A 24672-nucleotide genomic window follows, 5' to 3' on the forward strand; every position below is an offset into this window, starting at 1 on the left:
AATCAGTAGCTTTTTTTCTACTCACAAATTAATGAAAACAAAAAAACCTCACTATCTCTAGTGAGGTTTCTGTGAGCGCGACAGGATTCGAACCTGTGACCGTCCCGATTGGAAATCGGGATGCTTCATCAAGCTGAACTCTTACTTTACACTATTTATTAATTTTTCAATCCTAATACTGCTCTTCCATTTCTTAACTTCTAATTCACGCTTATAAGCTAATGATTTAGTTTCAAATTCTTCAAAGTAAACAATCAGCCAATCCTTTGTTTTCGCTGTAAATCCTGAATGCTTTGATAAATGCTTTCGCAATCGTTCATCTAAAGTCTCAGAAGTATGACCAATATAATATCGATTTAATGCTTTAGAATATAAAATGTAGAAAAAATTCATTCAGCTCTAATTTGTCTTAAACAAAAAAACCTCACTATCTCTAGTGAGGTTTCTGTGAGCGCGACAGGATTCGAACCTGTGACCGTCCCGATTGGAAATCGGGATGCCTCATCAAGCTGAACTCTTACTTTACACTATTTATTAATTTTTCAATCCTAATACTGCTCTTCCATTTCTTAACTTCTAATTCACGCTTATAAGCTAATGATTTAGTTTCAAATTCTTCAAAGTAAACAATCAGCCAATCCTTTGTTTTCGCTGTAAATCCTGAATGCTTTGATAAATGTTTTCGCAATCGTTCATCTAAAGTCTCAGAAGTATGACCAATATAATATCGATTTAATGCTTTAGAATATAAAATGTAGAAAAAATTCATTCAGCTCTAATTTGTCTTAAACAAAAAAACCTCACTATTTCTAGTGAGGTTTCTGTGAGCGCGACAGGATTCGAACCTGTGACCGTCTGCTTAGAAGGCAGATGCTCTATCCAGCTGAGCTACGCACCCATTTATTTTTATAGCTTTAACCTTAATGACCGTCCCGATAGAAAATCGGGATGCTCTATCCAGCTGAGCTACGCACCCATTTTCTTTTAAAACTTAAATGGTAAAGTTTGTAGTCGGGGTGGCAGGATTCGAACCTGCGGCCTCCTGCTCCCAAAGCAGGCGCGATAACCGGGCTACGCTACACCCCGAGTGCAAAAAAGCGGAGAGTAAGGGATTCGAACCCTTGGTACAGTTCCCCATACGCTTGTTTAGCAAACAAGTCCTTTCGGCCACTCAGGCAACTCTCCAATGCTCAATGAACGTATATCTTTTAAGCGGTTGCAAATGTAAGCCATCATTCTATATTCTACAACTAAAAAAGCTTTTTTTTTCAACTTTTCTTTCAAAAAAAATTAAACCATCTCACTATCAACAAAATAATAGATCTCCATTTTACAGGAAGCATTTTTGAAAACTTAGGTTATTGTTGTTTCATCCCAAACAAACGCAAGTTATCTCAAATCAGAAAACAATATTAAATTTTAATTTATACCAAAAAGACAATCCTTATATTGAATTTAACGTAACAAGTAGGTTATAAATCTTGAAAAAATAATTAAATTCGCAACTCAAATAAACAATCAACCTGTTATGAATAAAAAAGTTGTAATCGTTTCGGCTGTAAGAACGCCAATTGGAAGTTTTATGGGTGCTTTATCAACTGTTAGTGCTCCTCAATTGGGTGCTGTTGCTATAAAAGGTGCTTTAGAGAAAATAAATTTAGACCCAAACTCCGTTGACGAGGTTTTAATGGGTAACGTTGTACAGGCAGGAGTTGGTCAGGCTCCAGCAAGACAAGCTGCGCTTTTTGCTGGTTTGCCAAATAGCGTAATTGCAACAACCATCAATAAAGTTTGTGCTTCTGGAATGAAAGCCGTAATGCAAGGAGCTCAGGCCATCATGGCTGGAGATGCGGAAATTGTTGTAGCCGGAGGTATGGAAAACATGAGCATGATTCCTCATTATGTTCATCTTAGAAATGGCTATAAATTTGGTCCCGCTTCCATGTTGGATGGTATGCAAAAAGACGGACTTACTGATGCTTATGACAATAACGCAATGGGAGTTTCTGCAGATTTGTGTGCAACAGAATATAAAATTACCAGAGAAGAGCAAGATAATTTTGCAATTCAATCCTATGAGCGCTCAGCTAAAGCCTGGGATGGTGGAAAATTCGACAACGAAGTTGTTCCCGTGGCAGTTCCACAAAGAAAAGGCGATCCAATCATGGTTACCAAAGATGAAGAATACACTAATGTAAAATTAGATAAAATTCCTAACCTTAATGCTGTTTTCACAAAAGACGGAACTGTAACTGCCGCAAACGCTTCTACAATAAATGATGGAGCGGCAGCTGTTGTTTTAATGAGTGAAGAAAAAGCAAATGCATTAGGCCTGAAACCTCTTGCTTACATCAAAAGTTATGCTGATGCCGCACAAGAACCTAAATGGTTCACAACAACGCCTTCAAAAGCACTACCAAAAGCTTTAGACAAAGCCGGAATCGCATTAAATGATGTAGATTTCTTCGAATTCAACGAAGCTTTTTCAGTTGTTGGACTGGCTAATGCTAAAATATTAGGTCTTGAAAACGACAAAGTGAACGTTAATGGTGGAGCCGTTTCTTTAGGCCATCCTCTTGGATGTTCGGGAGTTAGAATCATCGTTACCCTAATCAATGTATTGGAACAAAACAATGCAAAAATTGGTGCCGCTGCAATTTGTAATGGCGGCGGCGGTGCTTCTGCAATTGTACTAGAAAGAGCATAAAAAAAATTATATCTTTGAATGGTGAATTTTAGATTAGAAATGAGTAATTTTCATTTTTAAAATCTAAAATTCATCATTTATACTTTAAAGAAAACTGAATGTTCGGAATTTGTAATCTAGCCAACATCCCATTAAGATCCGAAGCTACCGATAGAAGCGAAATTGTTTCCCAAGTTTTATTTGGCGAGCATTTTCAAGTATTGGAACAAGAGAAGCAATGGACAAGAATTAAGCTTCAGTTTGATGATTACGAAGGCTGGATTGACACTAAACAATTTCAACCTATTTCTGAATCACAATACAATCAATTATCAAGTGACGCCATCATATTGAATTCTGATTTGGTAGAATATGTTTCAGCTCCAAACAATTTATTGATGCCGATTCCGCTTGGTTCTTCCTTGTCTTTTTTGAACCATAGCGACATCAACAAGGAAAATTTTGATTTCGAAGGAATGAAAATAAGCGGTATCAAACCAAAAACAAATCTGGTGAACACTGCATTTATGTATATGAATGCACCGTATTTATGGGGAGGAAAAACACCTTTTGGAATAGATTGTTCAGGTTTTACACAAATGGTTTACAAACTTAACGGCCACAAGCTTTTAAGGGATGCTTCACAACAAGCCACTCAAGGTGAAGCTTTAAGTTTTATCGAAGAAAGTGAGCCTGGAGATTTGGCCTTTTTTGACAATGAAGAAGGAAGAATCATTCACGTTGGCATTATTATGGACGACAACTACATCATTCACGCAAGTGGAAAGGTAAGAATCGATCGATTGGACCATCTGGGAATTTTTAATGCCGATCAAAACCGACATACCCATAAATTGAGGGTCATCAAAAAAATAATTACTTCCTAAATCAAAATAAAAAAGCCTGCACGAGACAGGCTTTCTTATTATTTACAATCGGTTTTGGATAAAACTATTTTGCTATCGAAAAACAATTTTTTCTTATCCTTAAAAACAGTTTTATTGTCCTTTTCTTCCACATCGCCATAACCTTCTATGAAAATATTACCTTTTTTTAGGAATACCACTTCCCGAACAGATTCTTTCCCTTCTGACATAAAAGTATAATCGGCAAAAAGTGTATCCCCTTTGAAAGTTCCTGCAAGCGTGCCGTGGTTTTTATCTTTTTCAAAGAAATGATAATGCAATTCGCCTTGCTCCAAACTGCTGTCTTTTACAGTTATACTTAATGAAATTGTATCATTCTTTATAATTGCCGAATAACATTCCTTCACTGCCACTTCTTCAACTGGCATTTCATCCTGAACCGTTGGTATCACAACTTCTTCCTTGGCTTCTTCTTTTTTACAAGAAACCATTATTGTAAGAGCAACTGCCATTGCTAAAACTGACTTTTTCATATTTTTTTATTTGATTAGGTTGTATAAATGTACAAAAAGTATCAATTGCAATTGTACTAATATTTCCAAATAAAAAATCCACCAACTTAAAAGCTGATGGATTTTGATTTATAATTGAATCGTATGCTTATGAAACGTCAACTGTTGTAGCTTCTGCAATCTTCTTATACGTTCCGTTTTCAAGTTTTTCACGGATAGCTTCGAAGGCTGAAAGCGTTTCGTCGATATCGGCCAATGTATGAGAAGATGTAGGAATCATTCTCAATAAAATAATCCCTTTTGGAATTACCGGATATACCACTATCGAAAGGAAGATACCGTAATTCTCTCTCAAATCATTCACCATCACCATTGCCTCTGGAATGCTTCCTTCTAAATAAACAGGTGTTACACAAGTGTTTGTATCTCCAATATTGAATCCTCTTGAAGTCAAACCGCTTTGCAATGCATTCACATTTTCCCAAAGCTTGTCTTTCAATTCGGGATTATTTCTCAACAATTCCAAACGTTTCAAAGCACCAACTGTTTGAATCATCGGAAGGGATTTTGCAAACATTTGCGAACGAAGATTGTACTTCAAATAATCGATGATATCTTTATCTGCAGCGATAAATGCTCCGATACTTGCCATCGATTTTGCAAAAGTAGAGAAATAAACATCAATCCCGTCTTGGCAACCTTGCTCCTCACCTGCTCCTGCACCTGTTTTTCCAAGTGTTCCAAAACCGTGTGCATCATCAACCAAAAGACGGAAATTGTATTTTTCCTTCATGGCTACAATCTCTTTCAATTTTCCTTGCTGTCCACGCATCCCGAAAACACCTTCGGTAATGAAAAGGATTCCTCCACCTGTTTCCGTTGCCATTTTGGTAGCACGTTGCAGGTTTTTCTCCATACTTTCCAAATCGTTGTGCTTGTAGGTAAAACGTTTACCCATGTGCAAACGAACTCCGTCAATGATACAAGCATGAGCATCAACGTCGTAAACAATGATGTCGTTTTTAGTAACCAAAGCATCAATGGTTGACATGATTCCTTGGTATCCAAAATTCAACAAATAAGCAGATTCTTTCATAACGAAAGCCGCCAATTCATTTTCCAATTGTTCGTGGATGGTGGTGTGTCCGGACATCATCCTAGCTCCCATCGGATATGCCGCACCGTATTGAATTGCTGCATCAGTATCTGCCTTACGAACTTCTGGATGATTCGCCAAACCTAGGTAATCATTTATACTCCAGTTTAATATCTTTTTTCCGTGAAATTCCATTCTCGGCCCTAATTCTCCTTCCAATTTTGGAAAAACATAGTAACCTTCTGCTTGTGAAGCCCATTTTCCTAACGGACCTTTATTGTTTTGAATTCTTTCGAATAAATCTTTTACCATGATAAAAATCGTATTTTCAGTGTTTAAAAAACGTGGCAAAAATAATGATTTATTAAATGGTATCATAATAATTTATAGAGGATTTACTGTTGAAATTTTAAATAAAAAACAGGCAAAAGACTTTATTTTTAATTAATTTTAAACCTACTTTTGACTTGTAACTCAAACTATCTCCAATGTCCCAAAATACCAGAGAATTAAAACTAGCCGTATTGATTGATGCCGATAATGTTCCATACAGTAATGTAAAGGGAATGATGGAAGAAGTTGCGAAATTTGGAACTCCTACTACGAAAAGGATTTATGCCGATTGGACAAAGCCCAATTCAAACGGCTGGAAAAGCGTATTGCTCGAGCACGCCATCACTCCTATCCAGCAATACAGCTACACGATTGGAAAAAATTCTTCCGATTCTGCTTTGATAATTGATGCGATGGACTTGTTGTATTCTGGAAAACTGGACGGTTTTTGCATCGTTTCGAGCGACAGTGATTTTACCCGATTGGCCATCCGACTGAGAGAATCGGGCATGAAAGTAATTGGCATTGGTGAAAAGAAAACACCCAATTCTTTCATAGTTGCCTGCGACAGGTTTATTTATATTGAAGTTTTGGATGGCGCCACGCAAAAGAAAAAGCAACCAAAAACCAATGTTGTCGACACCAAAAAAGCAGTTGAAAAACCTGTAATTCAAAAACCATTGAACAAGATTGATATTGGAACCATCGAACTTATAGAATCTACAATTGAAGATATTGGTGATGATGACGGCTGGGCATTCTTAGGAGATGTTGGAAATTTAATCGTAAAGAAAAAACCAGAATTTGATCCACGAAATTACGGCTTTTCAAAGCTAACCCCAATGCTGAAATCGCTCACCGACATTCTGGAAATCGACGAAAGAGAATCTGACAAAAGAAATATCAAACATGTTTTTGTACGACTTCGTTTCAGCTAGATGAAAGAAAGTAGAATTTCTTATCTGAGCGTTATTTTCATCGCAATAATCCTAGGAATTTTTTCCAGAAAAATTGATTGCATTCCGCTTTTTACTGGCGATTTACTTTATGCCGTAATGATTTATTTCGGAGTTCGATTACTCTTTATTGATTGCAGTAAAATACAATCATGCATTATTGCTTTGATCGTTTGTTATTGCATTGAATTTCTACAGCTTTACAATGCAGAGTGGATGATTGAATTAAGGAAAACAGTTTTCGGACGGTATGTTTTGGGACAGGGTTTTCTGTGGAGTGACATCATTGCCTACACCATTGGAATAATAATCGCTTACAATTTTGAGAAAATCACAATGAAGAAATCTGCATCAAGAAACTAATTTATTCCAAGTTTTATTCAAAACATTTAAATCAACTTCCATCAAATACAAATCCTCACTTTGCTCAATAAGTTTTTTAGTATATTCCTGCTTTTGAGATTGACTGAGTTTATTTCTCTTTAAAATCTTATAAGAGCTTTCGGAATAATCATTTTCATGTTTAAGCCTCAGTTTTTCCAAGTATTCAGAAAATGTTATATCTCTATCGGAAAAAGCCTTTTTATCCTCAGCATCATTAAGAAGCACCAAAGCTTCCACCTCTTTAATGTGTCGTATTGATTGTTCTTTATTCCTATTGAACCTCTTTAAATAATAACTTTTTTTGTTTCTCTTTTCTTTACTCTTCCGAAAAAAGAAAACATAAACAATGATAACAACGAGTGCAGAAATTAAAGTAAGAAGTAAAAGTTCCATAAAAAAAATATTCAATTTCTTAATCAGGGGTAATTAAGCTTTAAAATATTGAAGTAAATGTAATTCTTTATTTGGCCAGCAAAAGTCTTATTGTGATATGTTTGTGTTAATTTGTGATGAAGACCGTATTTGAAGGGTTTTAAGCAACAACATCCAAATTTGATTCACACAATAATTTAAATTGTACAATCTAATTGCAGAATCACATAACTGCAATTTGATGGAAATTTTAGAATTTCACAATCTAAAACAAAATCATTATGAACGTTAAAAGAATTTTCGGAACCTTGCTTACCATTCTCGGAATTGTAAGTCTTATTTATGCAGCAGTTGTTTTCGCAAATACAAACGGTGCAACTCGTGATGTGAAAAGTTTGGTCATTTATGGAGTTCTAGGATTATTATTCTTTATCTCTGGAATCGGACTAATCAAAGCCACTAAAGACGAAGCATAAGAACTCTTGTTTAGTTGATTGGGATCTGTAAACTTTATACCTTTACAGAAAATCCATCAATTACAATTATGAAGCTCGTATTTGCATCCAATAACAAAAATAAAATCATCGAAATTCAAAGCATTCTTCCAGACACAATACAAATATTGAGTCTGGAAGATATTGGTTGTCATGAAGAAATTCCAGAAACTGCAAATACAATAGAAGGAAATGCAATTCTTAAAGCTAATTATGTAACTGAAAAATATGGTCACGATTGCTTTGCAGACGACAGCGGATTAGAAGTAGATGCTTTAAATGGAGCTCCTGGAGTATTTTCTGCCCGATATGCTGGCGAACATAAAAACAATGAAGACAACATTGACAAGCTTTTAAACGAATTGGCAGGCAAAGACAACCGAAAAGCGAACTTTAAAACCGTAATCGCCTTGAACATCGATGGTGAATCACATCTTTTCACAGGAATTGCTGATGGTAAAATAATCGATGAACGAAAAGGTACAAATGGTTTTGGATATGATCCTGTATTTCAACCCGAAGGTTTTGAAAGAACATTTGCAGAATTTACAATGCAGGAAAAATCAGAAATAAGCCATCGTGCAAAAGCCGTTAAACAATTGATTTCCTTTCTAAAAAGCCTCTAATTAGACTGATTTAATCCACAAAATGATTTATCAAAACCTTTTTTTGAGTAAACATATTTGAAAATTCTAAAATCTTAAATCTAATTTTCTGATTATCAATAAATAATAAAACATCAAATCTTAAATTCACATTAGCTATTCACAAATATTAGCCGTACTTTTGCAAAATATTTAAAATACTATATGAATAAATTTGAACAATTAGGATTGAGTGAATCGTTACTGAGGGCGATTTTAGATCTAGGATTTGCGAATCCGACCGAAGTACAGGAGAAAGCGATTCCCCTATTATTGGAACAAGACACAGATTTAGTTGCGTTGGCTCAAACAGGGACAGGGAAAACGGCAGCTTTTGGTTTTCCAGTCATTCAGAAAATTGATGCCGACAACAGAAATACACAGGCGTTAATCTTATCACCTACTCGCGAACTATGTTTGCAAATCACAAACGAACTTAAAAACTACTCAAAATACGAAAAAGGTATTAATGTAGTAGCTGTTTATGGTGGTGCGAGTATTACAGAACAGGCTAGAGAAATTAAAAGAGGCGCTCAAATTATTGTGGCTACTCCAGGTAGAATGCAGGACATGATCAATAGAGGATTGGTAAACATTTCTCAGATTAATTATTGCATCCTAGACGAGGCAGACGAAATGTTAAACATGGGTTTCTATGATGACATCGTAAACATCTTGTCTACAACTCCAGACGAAAAAAGCACATGGTTATTCTCGGCTACAATGCCTGCAGAAGTAGCTAGAATTGGAAAACAATTTATGAGTAATCCGCATGAGATTACAGTAGGTGCAAAAAATTCAGGTTCAGCAACAGTTTCTCACGAATTTTACTTGGTAAATGCTCGTGACCGTTATGAGGCTTTGAAAAGATTGGCAGATGCTAATCCAGACATTTTCTCTGTAGTTTTTTGTAGAACAAAACGTGATACTCAAGCTGTTGCAGAAAAATTAATCGAAGACGGATACAGCGCCGCAGCATTGCACGGAGATTTGTCGCAAGCACAGCGAGATTCAGTAATGAAATCGTTCCGTGGAAGACAAATTCAAATGTTGGTTGCTACAGACGTTGCCGCTCGTGGAATTGATGTTGATAACGTGACACACGTTGTAAACTACCAACTTCCTGATGAAGTTGAAACCTATAATCACCGCTCTGGCCGTACAGGTCGTGCTGGGAAATTAGGAACTTCTATCGTAATCGTTACAAAAAGTGAATTACGCAAAATTTCCGCAATCGAAAGAATTATCAAGCAAAAGTTTGAAGAGAAAACAATCCCATCTGGAATTGAAATCTGCGAAATTCAGTTGCTTCACTTGGCAAACAAAATCAAAGATGTAGAAGTAGATCATGATATCGACACTTATCTTCCTGCTATTTTTGAAGTAATGAAAGATCTTTCTAAGGAAGAAGTAATCAAGAAAATGGTTTCTGTAGAATTCAACAGATTCATCAATTATTACAAGAAAACTAGAGATCTATCTTCTCAATCGGCTGGTTCAAGTCGCGATGATAGAGCTCCAAGAGAAAGTAATGGAGGTGCAGTTCGTTATTTCGTAAACATTGGTTCACGTGATAATTTCGACTGGATGTCATTGAAAGATTTCTTGAAAGAAACGCTTGACTTAGGCCGTGATGATGTTTACAAAGTAGATGTAAAAGAAGGTTTCTCTTTCTTTAATACAGACCCAGAACATACCGATAAAGTGATGGAAATCCTTAATAATGTTGAATTAGAAGGAAGACGCATCAACGTAGAAATTTCGAAAAATGATGGTGGCGGAAGACGTGACCACAATGGTAGAAATTCTGGCGGTTTCGGTGGTGGAAGAAGTTCTGGTGGTCCAAGAAGAGAAGGAAGTTCAGCACCAAGACGTGATGGCGGATTCAGAAGCGACAGAAATTCTGGTTCAAGAGAAGGTGGTTTCGGAAGAAGTTCAGCACCAAGAAAGGAAGGTTTTTCAGATAGAGCTCCAAGAAGAGAAGGTTCTGAAAGAGCTCCAAGACGCTCTGAAAGCTTTGGCGACAGCCCAAGACCGAGAAGACCGAGAAGAGACTAATTTTTTTTAGTTAATTTTCTTATAATTATAAACAAACTGCAAAATATTTTCGAGTGTTTTATTACTTTTAGAGTCTTAAAACACGACATGAAATATTTTGCAGTTTTCTTTTTTATACTATTTTCTACTTTTGTATTTGCTCAAGAGCAAATGAGCGCTATTTCGGGTGTAATAAAAGATGACAACTCATCTAAAAACCTTGCAAACGTTAACATCATCAACGTTAATACCGTAAAAGGAGTAGTCACAGACGACAAAGGAAAATTTGAAATCATGGCTACCGCCAATGATACGCTGCACATTTCACTACTTGGATATAAATCTATAAAGGTAAAAGTTACCAACGACTGGATTAAAAACAAAACTACAACCATCCAACTAACCGAAAAAGCGTATGCTCTTGAAGAAGTTGTTGTGCGACCATATGTATTGACTGGTTATCTTGAAATTGATGCTAAATTAATACCTACCAAAGAAAATTACCGTTACAGTATTTCAGGACTTCCTGAAGGCTATGAAGCGGGTGAATATTCCCCAAATGCTTTCGGAAGGGTTTTAGGTTCCATCTTTAATCCAGCCGATATGCTTTATAATTTCTTCGGAAAAAAACCAAAGGAATTGAAGCGATTGAAGGAAATGAAAAAGGACGATACCGTAAAAAATCTTCTTGAAACCAAATTCGACCGTGAAACCATTTCTGCTTTATTAGGCGTCACTAAAGATGAGATTGCTGAAATATTGGCGCGTTGCAACTACTCCGAATCTTTTGTAAAGACAGCAAATGACTTGCAGATTTTGGATGCCATAAGTGCTTGTTATGAGGAATATAAAATTTTGAAAAGGAAGTAACGCTAACCAAAAAAGATTATATTTACAGTAAATTCCTTATAATGAAAAGAATATTTACTTTAATATCCTTGGTTTCACTTACATTCTTTTTAAACGGATGTTTTGGTCCTCAAAGCAATGATGATGACTTTGTGAACAACGAACCAATTGTTAATCAATTATTTGAGCCGATTATTGTGACACGAGCTGAATTTGAAAGTTCAGTCGCTACGCTACCACCACAAAATATTGTCAAATCGGGAAAAATTTACATTCATGAAAATCTCATGTTCATAAATGATGTAAACAAGGGGTTTCATGTTTACAATTATTCAAATCCTCAAGATCCTATTAAAATTGCTTTTATAAAAATTCCTGGTGCTACAGATTTGGCCATCAGAAATAATAGCATTTATATCAATCAAGCTGTAGACTTGGTGACTTTTGCCTACAATTCTGAAAGCAATACCATTTCAATAACGAATAGAAACAGGAATGTTTTTCCTCAAAAAAATCCGCCCACTGGTGTACCTGCCTATCCAGAAGAAGACGAAATTATAATTGATTGGATTCCCTTAAACTAATTGACATGAAATATATAAAAATAGCAATCCTCTTCTTCATCATAATTAGTTGCTCAAGCGAAGGAGAAAATGGCGCTAATGGAAATAACGACGGTCAAGGTGGATCATTAGCGATTTTTGCTCTCAAAGGCAATTATCTTTATACTGTTGACAATAATAATTTGAATATCTTTTCTTTAATTGACGGTGCACAACCTTCAAAAGTAAATACTATTCATGTGGGATTCAATATAGAAACTTTGTTCTCTCATGGAGAATATCTCTACATCGGTTCAAGAAACGGAATGTTTATTTATGCCCTTGATGATCCAGAAAATCCTTCAAGAATGGCAAATGTAGAGCACTTTACAGCCTGCGATCCTGTTGTTGCAAACGATACACATGCTTATGTCACATTGCATTCAAACAATTTATGCGGAAACAACACTAATGTCCTTGAAGTTTACACGACTAACATCATAGAGACGCCTTATCTTTTACACAGGAGAAATCTTGTCCATCCAAAAGGCTTGGGATTATATCATAATTTTTTGATTGTTTGTGACGATGAAATAAAAATATTTGATGTTGAAAACCCAAGAGAGCCTGTGTTGGTCAAAGCCATTCAAAAATCTTGCTTTGATGTAATCATTAAAGAGAATACATTATATGCAATCGGGGATAATGGATTATACCGATATACTTTGAATCAGCAAGACATTACAAATGTAATATTTGAAAGCGAAATCAATTTTTAAGCCTTCGGATTTTCAGCAAAATACCTCGCCTCGATACGTTTAATATCCTTAATCGAACTTTTCGCCCATTGAATTCTTTTTTCCAGCATTTCCTCTTCTGAAAGTTGCCAGTTGACATCTGATTTTCTCAATCGGTTCATTAGATTTTGAAGAATGATGGCTGCCGAAACTGAAATATTCAAACTTTCTGTAAAACCAACCATTGGAATTTTAAGGAAACCATCTGCATTTTTCATAACTTCTTCTGATAATCCGTCTCTTTCTGTGCCGAAAAATAAAGCAGAAGGTTTTGAGATATCAAAATCATCCATCAAGCAATCATTTTCGTGTGGCGTTGTTGCTATTATTTGATATCCCTTTTGTTTAAGACTTTCAACACAATTAGAAATACTTTCATAACGGTTGACATCGACCCATTTTTGAGCCCCCATTGCAATTTCCTTGTCAATACTTTTCCCGAATTTCTCCTCGACAACATTGAGTTGCTGCACCCCAAAAACCTCACAGCTTCGCATAACCGCACTGGTATTGTGCAACTGAAAAACATCTTCAATAGCAACTGTAAAATGATTGGTTCTGTTGCTCAACACTTTCAAAAACTTCTCTTTTCTATTATCGGTTAAAAATCCTTCGAGGTAATTCAGGTAATCAATATCAGCCATTTCATTTTAATTTTTGCAAAAATACTAAAAAACGTTAGCTTTAGCTTTTAATAAATTTTGAAATGAAAAAGAAACTCGTTGTTTTATCAGGTGCTGGAATCAGTGCTGAAAGCGGTATCAAGACTTTTCGCGATTCTAACGGATTATGGGAAGGTCATGATGTAATGGAGGTTGCAACCCCTGAAGGTTGGCGCAAAAATCCCGAATTGGTTTTGAATTTTTACAACCAAAGAAGAAAACAATTATTGACTGTCGAACCAAATTTAGCCCATAAAATCCTGGCAGAACTTGAAACTGATTTTGATGTTTACATTATTACACAAAATGTAGATGATTTGCACGAACGCGCAGGAAGCTCAAACGTTTTGCATCTTCATGGAGAATTATTAAAAGTAAGAAGTACGAACAATTACAATCATATTTTAAATTGGAAAGAAGATTTGCTTTCTACTGATGTTGATGAAAATGGTTTTCAATTAAGGCCCCATATTGTATGGTTTGGCGAAGACGTTCCTGCTTTGGAAGAAGCGGTAAAAATCACTTTGGAAGCCGACTTTTTTGTTGTAATTGGAACTTCTTTACAGGTTTATCCTGCTGCTGGATTGATTGATTATGTAAATTCAAATGTTCCTATTTTTTATATTGATCCTAATCCAATCAAGATTCCGAACTTGAGAAATCCGCTGGAAGTTTTTGCAAATGTGGCTTCGGAAGGGATGGAACTTTTAAAAGAAAGGCTTTTGGGTTTTAAAGCGGAAGATTAAAAAAACAGAAAAAAGATTTATTTCAAAACTCCTGATTCCGACAGCGAAGCTAGCCCCGATAGTAGTGGAAATCCTTTTCTTTTTTTCTTTAAAAAAGAAAAGATTGGAACGGATAGCGGGAAATAGCTCCTTAAAAAACTGGTTATCTTTAATGATTTTCCTTTTCAAAATCGACTTCAAAACGCTATATTTGCGAACTTCAAAACACAACTACAATGACTATTTTAAATGAATTGAATGCCGTATCGCCAATTGATGGAAGGTACAGAAGTAAGACCGTTTCGTTATCGCAGTATTTTTCGGAAGAAGCGCTGATTAAGTACCGCGTTTTGGTGGAAATTGAGTATTTTATTGCTTTGTGCGAAGTGCCTTTGCCTCAGTTGAAAAACGTAAATTCAAACTTGTTTGAAAGCTTGCGCGGTATTTATAAAAACTTTTCTACGGCTGATGCTCAGGCAATAAAAGACATTGAAAAGACCACAAATCACGATGTTAAGGCGGTTGAATATTTTATAAAAACGGCTTTTGATAATTTGGGATTGTCGGAGTACAAAGAGTTCATCCATTTTGGATTGACTTCTCAGGACATCAACAATACAGCGATTCCGCTTTCGACAAAAGAGGCTTTTCAGGAAGTATATTTGAAGTTATTGATTGAATTGGTGGCTAAATTGAAGGAATTAAGCGTGGAATGGAAAGACGTTCCGATGTTGGCAAGAACCCATGGACAACCGGCCTCTCCTACCCGTTTGGGAAAAGAAATTGGAGTTTTTGTAGAGCGTCTGGAAGAGCAGATGCGTTTCTTGTTCAACATTCCGTTTGCTGCTAAATTTGGTGGTGCGACAGGAAATTACAATGCACATCATGTTGCGTATCCTCAAATTGATTGGAGACAATTCGGAAATAAATTCGTAGAAGAAAACCTTGGCTTGCACCATTCTTTTCCAACAACTCAGATTGAGCATTACGATCATTTTGCTTCGTTTTTTGATGCTTTGAAAAGAATCAACACTATAATTATCGATTTAGATCGAGATATTTGGACGTATGTTTCAATGGATTATTTCAAGCAAAAAATCAAGGCTGGGGAAATTGGTTCATCTGCAATGCCACACAAAGTAAACCCTATTGATTTTGAAAATTCGGAAGGGAATCTTGGAATTGCAAATGCTATTTTTGAGCATTTAGCAGCCAAATTGCCTTTGTCGAGATTGCAACGCGATTTGACAGACAGTACGGTTTTGAGAAACATTGGCGTTCCGATGGGGCATACTTTGATTGCTTTTGAAGCCACTTTGAAAGGATTGAACAAATTGCTTTTGAATGCCGATAAATTTGCCGAAGATTTGGAAAACAATTGGGCTGTTGTAGCCGAAGCGATCCAGACTATTTTGAGAAGGGAAGCTTATCCAAATCCATACGAAGCCTTGAAAGGATTGACCAGAACCAACACAACAATCAACAAAGAAGCGATTCATGATTTTATTGCAACTTTGGAAGTTTCAGATGAAATAAAAGCTGAATTATTGAAGATATCTCCAAGCAATTATCTGGGAATATAGTTACATAAAAATACTACAAATTTTATCCCGTCAGAATGAGTAAAAATCGGTCTGACGGGATTTTTTTATAAATTTTTCATAAAGTTAACGGTTTCATAAAGGCTTATTTTCAAAAATGGGGTTTATTTTATATCTTACAACAATTCCAAAACTTCAAAAACAAAAAACAATTTATGAGCCTAGTAGCCGAAACTACACATCACCTCCAGCCCCTGATTACCGATCTGGGTCTTATTCTTATGACAGCGGGAGTCGCGGTCTTACTCTTTAAAAAAATAAAACAGCCGTTAGTGCTGGGTTACCTTATTGCCGGTTTCTTGGCAGGAAGTAATTTCGACTTTTTTCCTTCCATTACCGACCATAAAAGTGTGGAAGTCTGGGCAGAAATTGGGGTTATCTTCCTTCTATTCAGTTTAGGACTCGAATTCAGTTTTAAAAAACTGATGAAAGTTGGCGGTACCGCATCCATAACAGCCATAACCCAGATCATCTGCATGGTGTTCATTGGTTTTTCCGTAGGACATTGGATGGGTTGGAATACGATGGACAGTATTTTTCTAGGTGCAACACTTTCCATTTCTTCCACAACCATTATTCTTCGCGCTTTTGACGAATTAAATGTAAAGGGAAAGAAATTTGCAGGAATAGTGTTCGGAGCCCTAATTGTAGAAGATATCGTGGCAATTATCATGATGGTATTGCTATCGACAATTGCTGTGAGCCAGCAATTTTCTGGGATGGAATTGATACAATCAGTCCTTAAACTGGTATTCTTCCTTACACTTTGGTTTGTCGGTGGAATTTTCTTTGTTCCGACATTATTAAGGAAAGCCAAGAGTCTTCTGACAGATGAAATGCTTCTTATCATCTCCATCGCCTTATGTTTATTAATGGTAATTTTAGCAGCAAATGTTGGATTCTCACCTGCTCTGGGAGCTTTCATCATGGGATCAATCATCGCCGAAACTACCCAAGCAGAAAAAATTGAGCATCTAATAAAACCTGTAAAGGATTTATTTGGTGCGGTATTTTTCGTATCGGTCGGAATGTTGATCAATATTGATACTTTGGTAGAATATGCTGTTCCGGTAGTGATTATTACCTTGGTTACCATTTTCGGAAAAGCATTCAGTTCCACCATTGGAGCACTGCTTTCGGGACAGCCGTTAAAACAATCCGTCCAAACCGGTATGAGTTTGGCACAAATTGGGGAATTCTCGTTTATCATTGCCACCCTAGGAATGACATTGGGTGTTATCAGCGAATTTCTTTATCCAATCGTTGTAGCTGTTTCAGCCATTACAACCTTTACAACACCGTTTCTTATAAAATTCTCTACTGATTTTTCGGATAAACTGGAAAAAACACTTCCCGTAAAATGGGTCAAAGCCATTGATAAATACAGTACAAACACCGAAGCCATCAAATCGGTAAGCGATTGGCAGATGGTTTTAAGGGCAAACATGACACAGATCATCATCCACTCAGTAATCATTGTAGCTGTGATATTATTATCTTCTGAGTATATCTTACCATTGGTCGAAAGCTCACAATTCGGAAACGCAATTGCCGCCTTAATTACATTGTTTATCCTATCACCTTTCTTTTGGGCGCTTTCGCTGAGAAGAGTTGCCGCCAAACAAGTCCAAGTATTGATGAAGGAACGAAAATACCGAGGACCAATTATTATGATTGTGCTGCTAAGAATGCTCTTGACGCTCTTCTATTTAGGATTTCTACTCAATACTTTTTTCTCTCCAGAAATCGCGTTGATTGCTCTTGTAATAGCGGTTGCTGTTTATTTCATCTTTCCGAAAAAACTCAACGGACAATACCATAAAATTGAAAATCATTTCATATCCAACCTTAATGCACGTGAAATCGTAAAAGCAGGACGAAGCCGTAATGATTTGACGCCTTGGGACGGACACATGACAACTTTTGAAATTGCAAAAGAATCAAACATCGCCGGAATGACTTTGGCAGAATTGGAGCTGAGAGAAAAACTGGGCATCAATATCGCTTTTATCCGACGAGGTGAAGTAATGATCAATATTCCCGGAAGAAATGAACGCTTGTTTCCTGGCGATGAAGTCTGCGTTATCGGAACGGACAATCAGGTACAGGAGTTCAAGGTATATCTTGACAAACATGAAATTGAAATTCCGGAGAAAGCTCCCGAAACAGATTTGGTTCTAAAACAAATCGAACTCAAGAACGAAGAATTTATCGGAAAAAGCATCCGCGAATCGCAAATCCGTGAAAAAACCAAGGGCCTTGTGGTAGGAATAGAACGAAACAGGAAACGTATCCTAAACCCAGAATCACATTTGATTCTAGAACAATTCGATATCCTATGGGTTGTTGGAAGCAAAAAACTGCTTGCCAATTTCTTTAAAGATTAAGAATGCCTCTCAAAACAAAAATCCCAAATCTCGATTGAAATTTGGGATTTTTTATATTATTTAAATTGGAAATTATCTAGAATAATTCGGAGCCTCTTTAGTAATCGTCACATTATGTGGATGGCTTTCTGTAATACCGCTTGACGTAATTCTTACAAAACGACCTGTTTCTTGCAAGGTCGGAATGTCTTTTGAACCGCAGTATCCCATACCAGCACGAAGTCCGCCTATGAATTGTTGCATGCTTTCGTTCAACTCGCCTTTATAAGGAACACGGCCTACAATTCCTTCCGGAACCAATTTCTTCACATCGTCTTCCACGTCTTGGAAATAACGGTCTTTGGAACCTTCTTGCATGGCTTCCACAGAACCCATTCCTCTATACGATTTGAATTTTCTTCCTTCAAAGATGATCGTTTCACCCGGAGATTCTTTTGTTCCTGCCAATAGCGAACCCAGCATTACGCAATCAGCTCCAGCTGCAATTGCTTTCGGAATATCGCCTGTGTAGCGGATTCCACCATCAGCAATTACTGGAACTCCGGTTCCTTTTATCGCCGCTGCCACTTCTAAAACCGCTGAAAATTGAGGAAAACCAACACCTGCAACAATACGTGTCGTACAGATAGATCCAGGTCCGATTCCAACTTTCACACCATCTGCACCATTTTCTACCAAATATCTGGCAGCTTCCGGCGTAGCGATATTTCCAACAATGACATCAATCTGAGGAAATTTACCTTTTACTTCTTTCAAAACATTTACAACACCTTCCGTATGTCCGTGAGCCGTATCGATGATAATCGCATCAACACCAGCATTAACAAGGGCTTCGGCTCTTTGAACCGCATCTCCTGTAACACCAATTGCTGCCGCAACTCTCAAACGTCCGTAAACATCTTTATTCGCAATAGGTTTTTGGGTAAGTTTGGTAATATCTCGGAAAGTAATCAGTCCTACTAAAGTATTTTCGGAATTAACTACTGGAAGTTTTTCAATTTTGTGGCCTTGCAAAACCACTTCGGCTTGCTCCAAGGAAGTTCCTTCGGCAACCGTAACGAGGTTTTCGCTTGTCATCACTTCGCTGATAGGTCTTGCATTGTTTTTCTCGAAACGCAAATCACGATTGGTCACAATACCTTTCAGCTTTTTATTTTCATCCACAATCGGAATACCGCCAATACCGTATTCTTTCATCGCGCTTTTAGCATCTGCAACCGTAGAAGTCAGAGGCAACGTCACCGGATCGATGATCATTCCAGATTCAGCTCTTTTTACTTTTCTAACCTTTCCAGCCTGTTGCTCGATGGTCATATTTTTATGCAAAACGCCAATCCCGCCCTCTTGCGCCATTGCAATTGCCATAGCGCTTTCGGTAACCGTATCCATAGCGGCAGATACAATCGGAACATTTAGCGTAATATTTCTTGAAAATTTTGATTGAATACTTACTTCGCGGGGAAGCACATTCGAATAATTGGGAACCAGGAGTACATCATCGTAAGTTAAACCTTCACCGATAATCTTTGAGTTGTGTGCAATCATTGCAATTTGTAGTTGTAGTTAAATTGCGTGCAAATATAGAAAATATACTTGGATTAATTGTATGTCATTAAGAGTAATTTATTTAGCCTTCAAAAACGAAATAATAAATTCGGTCCTTTTATCTTCTTCGCTCTTGATGTCCATCTTACCGTTGTTGTTGACAAGAAATTGTTTCACTAAAAGCAATCCTAAACCGGTTCCTTTTTCCATCGCAGTCCCCATTTCAGAAGGCATTCGTTTATCATAATTAATGATTTCTTCCATCAGATTCTTACTCATCCCCAATCCGTAATCTACAATATGAAGGTTTTGATACTGATGATCTTCTGAATAAAAAACATCGACACTTCCTGCAACTGGAGTAAATTTTATGGCATTTGCCAAAACATTCTGAACAATAATCCTCGCCTGTCCCAAGTCGGCATTGATCAAATGCTTATCTTGATTGTCAAGATTATTGATTGTAATCTTCTTCGTAAACGCCTCCATATAAAACGAATCGACCGAAGTATTCACAACATCCGTCAGATTAATATCCTCAAGATGAACAACTGTTCCGTCCATTTGTGTATTCGCCCAATGCAACAAATTATTCAGCACGGTAGAGGTGCCTTCTACCTGTTTCAGCAATTGCGCAAAGATTTCTCCTTCAACCTCTTTCGGAAAATCGCCTTGTTGTTGCAATTCCAAAACCTGAAAGATAGAATTGATAGGAGTCCTTAAATCATGTGCCAGTATCGAAAACAATCGATTTTTCGACTTGTTCAGCCCTTCCAATATTTCATTTTGCGAAGCAATAATCGCCTTCTGATTTTCAATATCAGTATTCTTGGCTTCCAATTCCTTGTTGAATTTATCCTTCAATCGGATGTTCCTTTTCAATAAAAATAAAATTCCAAGAAGAAAAGCAATAAACAGTACAAACGAATAATTAATTACCCTCGAAGTCTTCTCCTTCTCCAGAGCCGCCTTCTTCTCACTCTGCAACTGCAAGTTTTCCGCCTCTTTTCGCTTCAATTGCTGATAATTGATCTCACTAACTTTTTCCTGATTAAACAAACTATCGTTGTAAACCCTGTGGAGCGACAAATATTTATAGGCATTCTGCATGTCTTTCTTCGCCGCATAAACCTCAGCAAGTATCGCCGTGCTTCTTTCCAAATCCCATTTTGCATCCAATTCCTTTGCAAATTGAAACGACATCAAAGCATATTTTTCCGCCTCACCAAGGCGTTTCATTTTCTTGTACGTGTTCGCCAAACCCGCATACGAATACGTCTTCTCCCATTTCGAAGGCGCTACCGGATGACTGAATAATTTTTTATAATAGTAAAGAGAAGAATCAATCTGATTCAAAAACAATTTCACCTCTCCCAGCCTGCTATACGCCATGTGTTCCGTATCCACATCCTTATCGGCCAGTGCAAACTGAAGTGCTTTTTTAAATCCTTTCGAAGCTTTCTCAAACTCCTTGAGCTCAATTTCCGCCACACTTATATTGAAATAATTACGTCCGGCGGCACCCAAATTTTTATGCTTCAAATTAAGAACAGCACACTTTTCAAAAGTTGCAATGCACTCTTCATACTGGTTGAGGCCCATTTGCACCAATCCAATACCATTCAAAGATCGGGTTATATAAAAATGACTCTGATACTTTTCATGAATTTTCAACGCCTTCAAATGCATCTGCATCGAAACATCATACGAACCATCAACATAATGCATGCTCCCATAAGCCGTATAAACTTCTCCAAGTTTTTTCTCATAGTTCCCCTTTAAAGCCAGCTGTTCTGCCTCTTGTATAAGCTTGATACCACGCTTGTTATCTTCATATTTCAGCTTATTGGCTTGCTCCAAAAGCTTCACTATCTTTTCTTCCGTAGGCGAAATTTTTTCCTGCAACGAATTTGCGGCAAATGCAAAAGCACAATTACCAGCAACAAAAAGCAACAAGAAAAAAACAAACCTAAGTAAACGCATTTTGGGAGGGGTAAGTAGATTGTAAAAATATAAAAAAAAATTAACCCTATAAACCACTACTGCTCTCCATCCCATTTTCACCTTGCAATGCCTTTCTCCAAAGTGCAATTTAAAACTCCTGTCCTGCAATGTTCTTCCCCGAAGCAACAATTTCAAAAAAACGTCCTGCAATGTCCTTCCCCGTCCTGCAATGCCTTTCCCCGAGCAACAATTTCAAAAAAACGTCCTGCAATGTCATTCCCCGTCCTGCAATGCCTTTCCCCAAGCAACAATTTCAAAAAAACGTCCTACAATGTCCTTCCCCGTCCTGCAATGCCTTTCCCCAAGCAACAATTTCAAAAAAACGTCCTGCAATGTCCTTCCCCGTCCTGCAACGCCTTTCCCCGAGCAACAATTTCAAAAAAACGTCCTGCAATGTCATTCCCCGTCCTGCAATGCCTTTCCCGATCCTACAATGCCTTTCCCGGTCACGCCACGCCTGCTTTCAGCCAAAAATTTGTTATAATCCATCCCTCCAAAACGCTTTATCATTACTTTTGACAAAAATTTTCATAAGATGACTTCCATAATTATCATCACTTCCTTAATCGTCTTTTTTATTCTATTCCTAAACCAGAAAAACTTCGGACAAATGCCTTCCGGCAAAAGACTCGCAGACATCCAAAATTCACCGAATTTCCGAGACAAGCAATTCCAGAACCTTAGCCCGACACCCAGCCTAACCGAAGGTGTATCCATGTCATCCGTATTAATAAAATTCCTTTTCCTAAAAAACAAACGAAGCAAACCTGCAGGAATATTCCCTTCCTCTAAAACCAACTTACTTGCTTTGAATCCCAACGAAGATGCAATCGTCTGGTTCGGACATTCCTCCTATTTCTTGCAGGTTGACGGAAAGAAAATCCTAGTAGATCCCGTCTTCAGCGGTGCCGCATCTCCAATAAAAGCAACGACAAGAAGCTTCAACGGTTCCGATATCTACACCACCGATGAAATCCCCGAAATAGATTATCTTTTCATATCCCACGACCATTGGGACCATCTCGATTATGAAACTGTTGTGAAGTTAAAGTCCAAAATCAAAACCATCATCTGCGGATTGGGCGTTGCAGAACACCTTGAACTGTGGGGTTTTGATCCTTCGATAATAATTGAAAAGGATTGGTACCAAACCATCAATCTCGCCGACGGTTTTGTAGTAAATACAACACCTGCAAGGCATTTTTCAGGCCGAGGATTAAAAAGAAATAAATCATTATGGATGTCGTTTGCCCTAAAAACACCAAGCAAGAACATCTTCCTAGGCGGCGACAGTGGTTATGATTTTCACTATAAAGAAATCGGAGATAAATTTGGTCCTTTTGATTTGGCAATAATGGAATGCGGTCAATACGACCAAAACTGGAAATACATCCACTTGCTTCCAGAGCATATGATGCCTGCCGCAAAAGAGTTGCAAGCAAAAGCAGTAATGCCGGTCCATTGGGGGAAATTCGCCCTAGCAAATCACGATTGGGACGAACCCATTACCAAGATTTTTGAATATGCAAAAGCAGAAAACTTACCTTTGATTACACCAATGATTGGAGAAAAAGTAAATCTAAATGAAAGATACAATAGTGTAGAATGGTGGAAAAATATCGATTAATGAAACTCACCAAATAACTTGGTCGCTTCGTTATAGGCACTTTCAAAACTCATCGGACTGGTATTGGTATTTTCCTTTTGAGTAGTGAAATAGGATAGTAATTTCTCTGTTGGCATATTGCCCGTCAAATCATCCTTCGCCATCGGACAACCTCCAAAACCTTGAATGGCGCCATCAAATCTTCGGCAACCGGCTTTGTAAGCCGCATCTACTTTTTCGAACCATTTTTCGGGAGTGGTATGCAAATGCGCTCCAAATTCAATCTCAGGATATTTCGGAATCAGATTCGAGAACAGATAATCAATAACATCCGGAGTTGAACTTCCAACAGTATCCGAAAGCGATAAAATTTTCACTCCCATATTCGATAGCTTTTCAGTCCACTCACCTACAATTTCGACATTCCATGGATCGCCATAAGGGTTTCCAAATCCCATCGAAAGATAGGCTACAACTTCCTTATTGGTTTTATCGGCAATGTTTAGAATCTCCTGCAAAGTGATCAAAGATTCGGCGATTGTTTTATGCGTATTCCGCATCTGGAAGTTCTCCGAAATAGAAAAAGGATAACCTAAATACTTAATTTCATTATGCTGGGAAGCAAGTTCGGCACCTTGCGTATTCGCAATAATCGCCAACAATTTGCTTTTTGTTTGAGACAAATCCAATCTTGCCAAAACTTCGGCAGTATCCTGCATCTGAGGAATAGCCTTTGGAGAAACAAAGCTTCCAAAGTCCAAACTATCAAAACCAATACGCAGCAAAGACTGGATATACGCCACCTTTCTTTCGGTTGGAATAAACGTCTTGATGCCTTGCATTGCGTCACGAGGACACTCTATAATTTTGATAGCTTCCATTTTTCAAAGATAACAAAGAAATAAAATTTACGAAATCGTTTTCTGAATAAATTAAATATTCATTTAAGTTATAAAACAGCAGTGTCCCGCAACGACCTTATGAAATCATTACGAGACACGCCATCTTTAACTAACTCAAACCTTATTTTTTAACTGGTGTGAACTTTACAGCTACACCACCTCCGCTTGCTAATTTGAGATCCATCACCGTTGTACTATTTACCGTTTGGGTAGTCATCGCAACAGGATAAGGATTTGTTTTATAATCGGCTCCTTGACCGTCTGCATAAATTTCTGCGGTATAAGAAGTTCCTTTGTCCAAGAAAGACAAGGCTACTTTTAGATCACGTGCTTCTTCGTTTGTAATGGCTCCTAAGTACCAATCTTCGCTGTTCCAATCTTTTCTTGCAATCGTATTGTAAGCACCAATTTTTGAATCGAGTGGTTTTGTATCAGCCCAGATGCAAGGCACTTCCTTGATGAATTTGAACTCAGGTTTTCCAACATAATTTTCTGGTAAGTCCGAAGCCATCTGCAACGGACTGAAAAGCACTACATACAACGCCAATTGTGCTGCCAAAGTGGTTTGAACTTTTGCTCCTTGAGGCAATTTGTAATCAAAACCAAAATTACCCGGTGTATAATCCAACGGACCAGCAAGCATTCTTGTGAAAAGTATTGTATTCAGGTACT

At 37.4% G+C, this 24672-nt stretch carries 25 protein-coding genes and 3 tRNA genes; 15 read left to right on the plus strand and 13 right to left on the minus strand.

The annotated features are described in order from the left end of the window. Positions 1–141: 141 nt before the first annotated feature. The 5 genes from ACI6PS_RS13180 to ACI6PS_RS13200 all read right to left on the minus strand — a co-directional run bounded on the left by ACI6PS_RS13180 (position 142) and on the right by ACI6PS_RS13200 (position 1185). A complete protein-coding gene (locus ACI6PS_RS13180; RefSeq protein ID WP_421013035.1) occupies positions 142–393 on the minus strand; it encodes a GIY-YIG nuclease family protein in 252 nt (83 codons plus the stop codon). A gap of 124 nt (positions 394–517) precedes the next feature. Beyond that, entirely contained in the window at positions 518–769 is a 252-nt protein-coding gene (locus tag ACI6PS_RS13185) for a GIY-YIG nuclease family protein (RefSeq protein ID WP_421013035.1), read from the minus strand. Positions 770–824: 55 nt separating this feature from the next. Continuing rightward, positions 825–898: transfer RNA gene (locus ACI6PS_RS13190), tRNA-Arg, on the minus strand. Between the two features lie 113 nt (positions 899–1011). Next, positions 1012–1086 (minus strand) — tRNA-Pro (locus ACI6PS_RS13195). A 12-nt stretch (positions 1087–1098) separates the two neighbouring features. Then, positions 1099–1185: transfer RNA gene (locus ACI6PS_RS13200), tRNA-Ser, on the minus strand. A gap of 343 nt (positions 1186–1528) precedes the next feature. Between ACI6PS_RS13200 and ACI6PS_RS13205 the strand changes: the two genes are divergently transcribed. Beyond that, positions 1529–2707 (plus strand): acetyl-CoA C-acyltransferase, encoded by a 1179-nt coding sequence (locus ACI6PS_RS13205; RefSeq protein WP_421013036.1) that lies wholly within the window; start codon positions 1529–1531, stop codon positions 2705–2707. A gap of 98 nt (positions 2708–2805) precedes the next feature. Further along, positions 2806–3573 (plus strand): NlpC/P60 family protein, encoded by a 768-nt coding sequence (locus ACI6PS_RS13210; RefSeq protein WP_421013037.1) that lies wholly within the window; start codon positions 2806–2808, stop codon positions 3571–3573. Positions 3574–3611: 38 nt separating this feature from the next. Here ACI6PS_RS13210 and ACI6PS_RS13215 read toward each other — a convergent pair whose 3' ends face one another. After that, on the minus strand, positions 3612–4085 hold the full coding sequence (locus ACI6PS_RS13215; RefSeq protein WP_421013038.1) for a hypothetical protein: 474 nt from the start codon (positions 4083–4085) through the stop codon (positions 3612–3614). Between the two features lie 127 nt (positions 4086–4212). Beyond that, positions 4213–5472 carry an aminotransferase class I/II-fold pyridoxal phosphate-dependent enzyme gene (locus ACI6PS_RS13220; RefSeq protein ID WP_421013039.1) on the minus strand — a complete coding sequence of 420 codons (1260 nt, stop codon included), beginning with the start codon at positions 5470–5472 and terminating at the stop codon, positions 4213–4215. On the opposite strand from ACI6PS_RS13220, the gene ACI6PS_RS13225 reads away from it, so the two are divergent. From ACI6PS_RS13225 to ACI6PS_RS13235, 3 genes are read left to right on the plus strand one after another with little or no spacing between them, the layout of a single operon-like run. Next, positions 5471–5608 carry a hypothetical protein gene (locus ACI6PS_RS13225; RefSeq protein WP_421013040.1) on the plus strand — a complete coding sequence of 46 codons (138 nt, stop codon included), beginning with the start codon at positions 5471–5473 and terminating at the stop codon, positions 5606–5608. The two genes, ACI6PS_RS13220 and ACI6PS_RS13225, sit on opposite strands and share 2 nt — an antisense overlap. 40 nt (positions 5609–5648) lie before the next feature. Continuing rightward, a complete protein-coding gene (locus ACI6PS_RS13230) occupies positions 5649–6431 on the plus strand; it encodes an NYN domain-containing protein (protein ID WP_421013041.1) in 783 nt (260 codons plus the stop codon). Further along, positions 6432–6812 carry a DUF2809 domain-containing protein gene (locus ACI6PS_RS13235; RefSeq protein ID WP_421013042.1) on the plus strand — a complete coding sequence of 127 codons (381 nt, stop codon included), beginning with the start codon at positions 6432–6434 and terminating at the stop codon, positions 6810–6812. Here the strand turns inward: ACI6PS_RS13235 and ACI6PS_RS13240 are convergent. Continuing rightward, a complete protein-coding gene (locus ACI6PS_RS13240) occupies positions 6801–7226 on the minus strand; it encodes a hypothetical protein (protein ID WP_421013043.1) in 426 nt (141 codons plus the stop codon). The genes ACI6PS_RS13235 and ACI6PS_RS13240 overlap by 12 nt on opposite strands. A 260-nt stretch (positions 7227–7486) precedes the next feature. Between ACI6PS_RS13240 and ACI6PS_RS13245 the strand changes: the two genes are divergently transcribed. The 6 genes from ACI6PS_RS13245 (at position 7487) to ACI6PS_RS13270 (ending at position 12550) form a co-directional block, all read left to right on the plus strand. Next, entirely contained in the window at positions 7487–7681 is a 195-nt protein-coding gene (locus tag ACI6PS_RS13245; RefSeq protein ID WP_421013044.1) for a hypothetical protein, read from the plus strand. Between the two features lie 68 nt (positions 7682–7749). Next, positions 7750–8325, plus strand: a complete 576-nt coding sequence (locus ACI6PS_RS13250) for a non-canonical purine NTP diphosphatase (RefSeq protein WP_421013045.1) — start codon at positions 7750–7752, stop codon at positions 8323–8325. Between the two features lie 183 nt (positions 8326–8508). Further along, entirely contained in the window at positions 8509–10401 is a 1893-nt protein-coding gene (locus ACI6PS_RS13255) for a DEAD/DEAH box helicase (RefSeq protein WP_421013046.1), read from the plus strand. 87 nt (positions 10402–10488) lie between these two features. Next, a complete protein-coding gene (locus ACI6PS_RS13260; protein ID WP_421013047.1) occupies positions 10489–11250 on the plus strand; it encodes a carboxypeptidase-like regulatory domain-containing protein in 762 nt (253 codons plus the stop codon). Between the two features lie 41 nt (positions 11251–11291). Beyond that, positions 11292–11813: a hypothetical protein gene (locus tag ACI6PS_RS13265; RefSeq protein WP_421013048.1), complete on the plus strand. Its 522-nt coding sequence runs from the start codon at positions 11292–11294 to the stop codon at positions 11811–11813. 5 nt (positions 11814–11818) lie between these two features. After that, on the plus strand, positions 11819–12550 hold the full coding sequence (locus ACI6PS_RS13270) for a hypothetical protein (RefSeq protein WP_421013049.1): 732 nt from the start codon (positions 11819–11821) through the stop codon (positions 12548–12550). Here the strand turns inward: ACI6PS_RS13270 and ACI6PS_RS13275 are convergent. Beyond that, the gene (locus tag ACI6PS_RS13275) at positions 12547–13212 is read right to left on the minus strand and encodes a TrmH family RNA methyltransferase (RefSeq protein ID WP_421013050.1); all 666 of its coding nucleotides are present in this window, start codon (positions 13210–13212) and stop codon (positions 12547–12549) included. The genes ACI6PS_RS13270 and ACI6PS_RS13275 overlap by 4 nt on opposite strands. 62 nt (positions 13213–13274) lie before the next feature. On the opposite strand from ACI6PS_RS13275, the gene ACI6PS_RS13280 reads away from it, so the two are divergent. The 3 genes from ACI6PS_RS13280 to ACI6PS_RS13290 all read left to right on the plus strand — a co-directional run bounded on the left by ACI6PS_RS13280 (position 13275) and on the right by ACI6PS_RS13290 (position 17943). Continuing rightward, positions 13275–13976 carry an SIR2 family NAD-dependent protein deacylase gene (locus ACI6PS_RS13280; protein WP_421013051.1) on the plus strand — a complete coding sequence of 234 codons (702 nt, stop codon included), beginning with the start codon at positions 13275–13277 and terminating at the stop codon, positions 13974–13976. Between the two features lie 215 nt (positions 13977–14191). Further along, positions 14192–15538 (plus strand): adenylosuccinate lyase, encoded by a 1347-nt coding sequence (gene purB, locus ACI6PS_RS13285; protein ID WP_421013052.1) that lies wholly within the window; start codon positions 14192–14194, stop codon positions 15536–15538. 173 nt (positions 15539–15711) lie between these two features. Beyond that, entirely contained in the window at positions 15712–17943 is a 2232-nt protein-coding gene (locus tag ACI6PS_RS13290; RefSeq protein WP_421013053.1) for a cation:proton antiporter, read from the plus strand. A 72-nt stretch (positions 17944–18015) separates the two neighbouring features. On the opposite strand, the gene guaB is transcribed toward ACI6PS_RS13290, so the two are convergent. Both guaB and ACI6PS_RS13300 read right to left on the minus strand, forming a co-directional pair. Further along, positions 18016–19488, minus strand: a complete 1473-nt coding sequence (gene guaB, locus ACI6PS_RS13295) for an IMP dehydrogenase (protein WP_421013054.1) — start codon at positions 19486–19488, stop codon at positions 18016–18018. A gap of 78 nt (positions 19489–19566) precedes the next feature. Further along, positions 19567–21471, minus strand: coding sequence for a tetratricopeptide repeat-containing sensor histidine kinase (locus ACI6PS_RS13300; protein ID WP_421013055.1), 1905 nt, complete (start codon positions 21469–21471; stop codon positions 19567–19569). A gap of 556 nt (positions 21472–22027) precedes the next feature. On the opposite strand from ACI6PS_RS13300, the gene ACI6PS_RS13305 reads away from it, so the two are divergent. After that, entirely contained in the window at positions 22028–23119 is a 1092-nt protein-coding gene (locus ACI6PS_RS13305; RefSeq protein ID WP_421013056.1) for an MBL fold metallo-hydrolase, read from the plus strand. On the opposite strand, the gene ACI6PS_RS13310 is transcribed toward ACI6PS_RS13305, so the two are convergent. Together ACI6PS_RS13310 and ACI6PS_RS13315 are read right to left on the minus strand one after the other, a co-directional pair. Further along, positions 23116–23979: a hydroxymethylglutaryl-CoA lyase gene (locus tag ACI6PS_RS13310; RefSeq protein ID WP_421013057.1), complete on the minus strand. Its 864-nt coding sequence runs from the start codon at positions 23977–23979 to the stop codon at positions 23116–23118. The genes ACI6PS_RS13305 and ACI6PS_RS13310 overlap by 4 nt on opposite strands. A 142-nt stretch (positions 23980–24121) precedes the next feature. Next, positions 24122–24672: glycoside hydrolase family 97 C-terminal domain-containing protein (locus ACI6PS_RS13315; RefSeq protein ID WP_421013058.1), on the minus strand; the 551-nt coding region annotated here is incomplete at its 5' end.

The organism is Flavobacterium sp. PLA-1-15, from assembly GCF_049060005.1.
In the GTDB taxonomy this organism is placed as follows: Bacteria; Bacteroidota; Bacteroidia; order Flavobacteriales; family Flavobacteriaceae; genus Flavobacterium.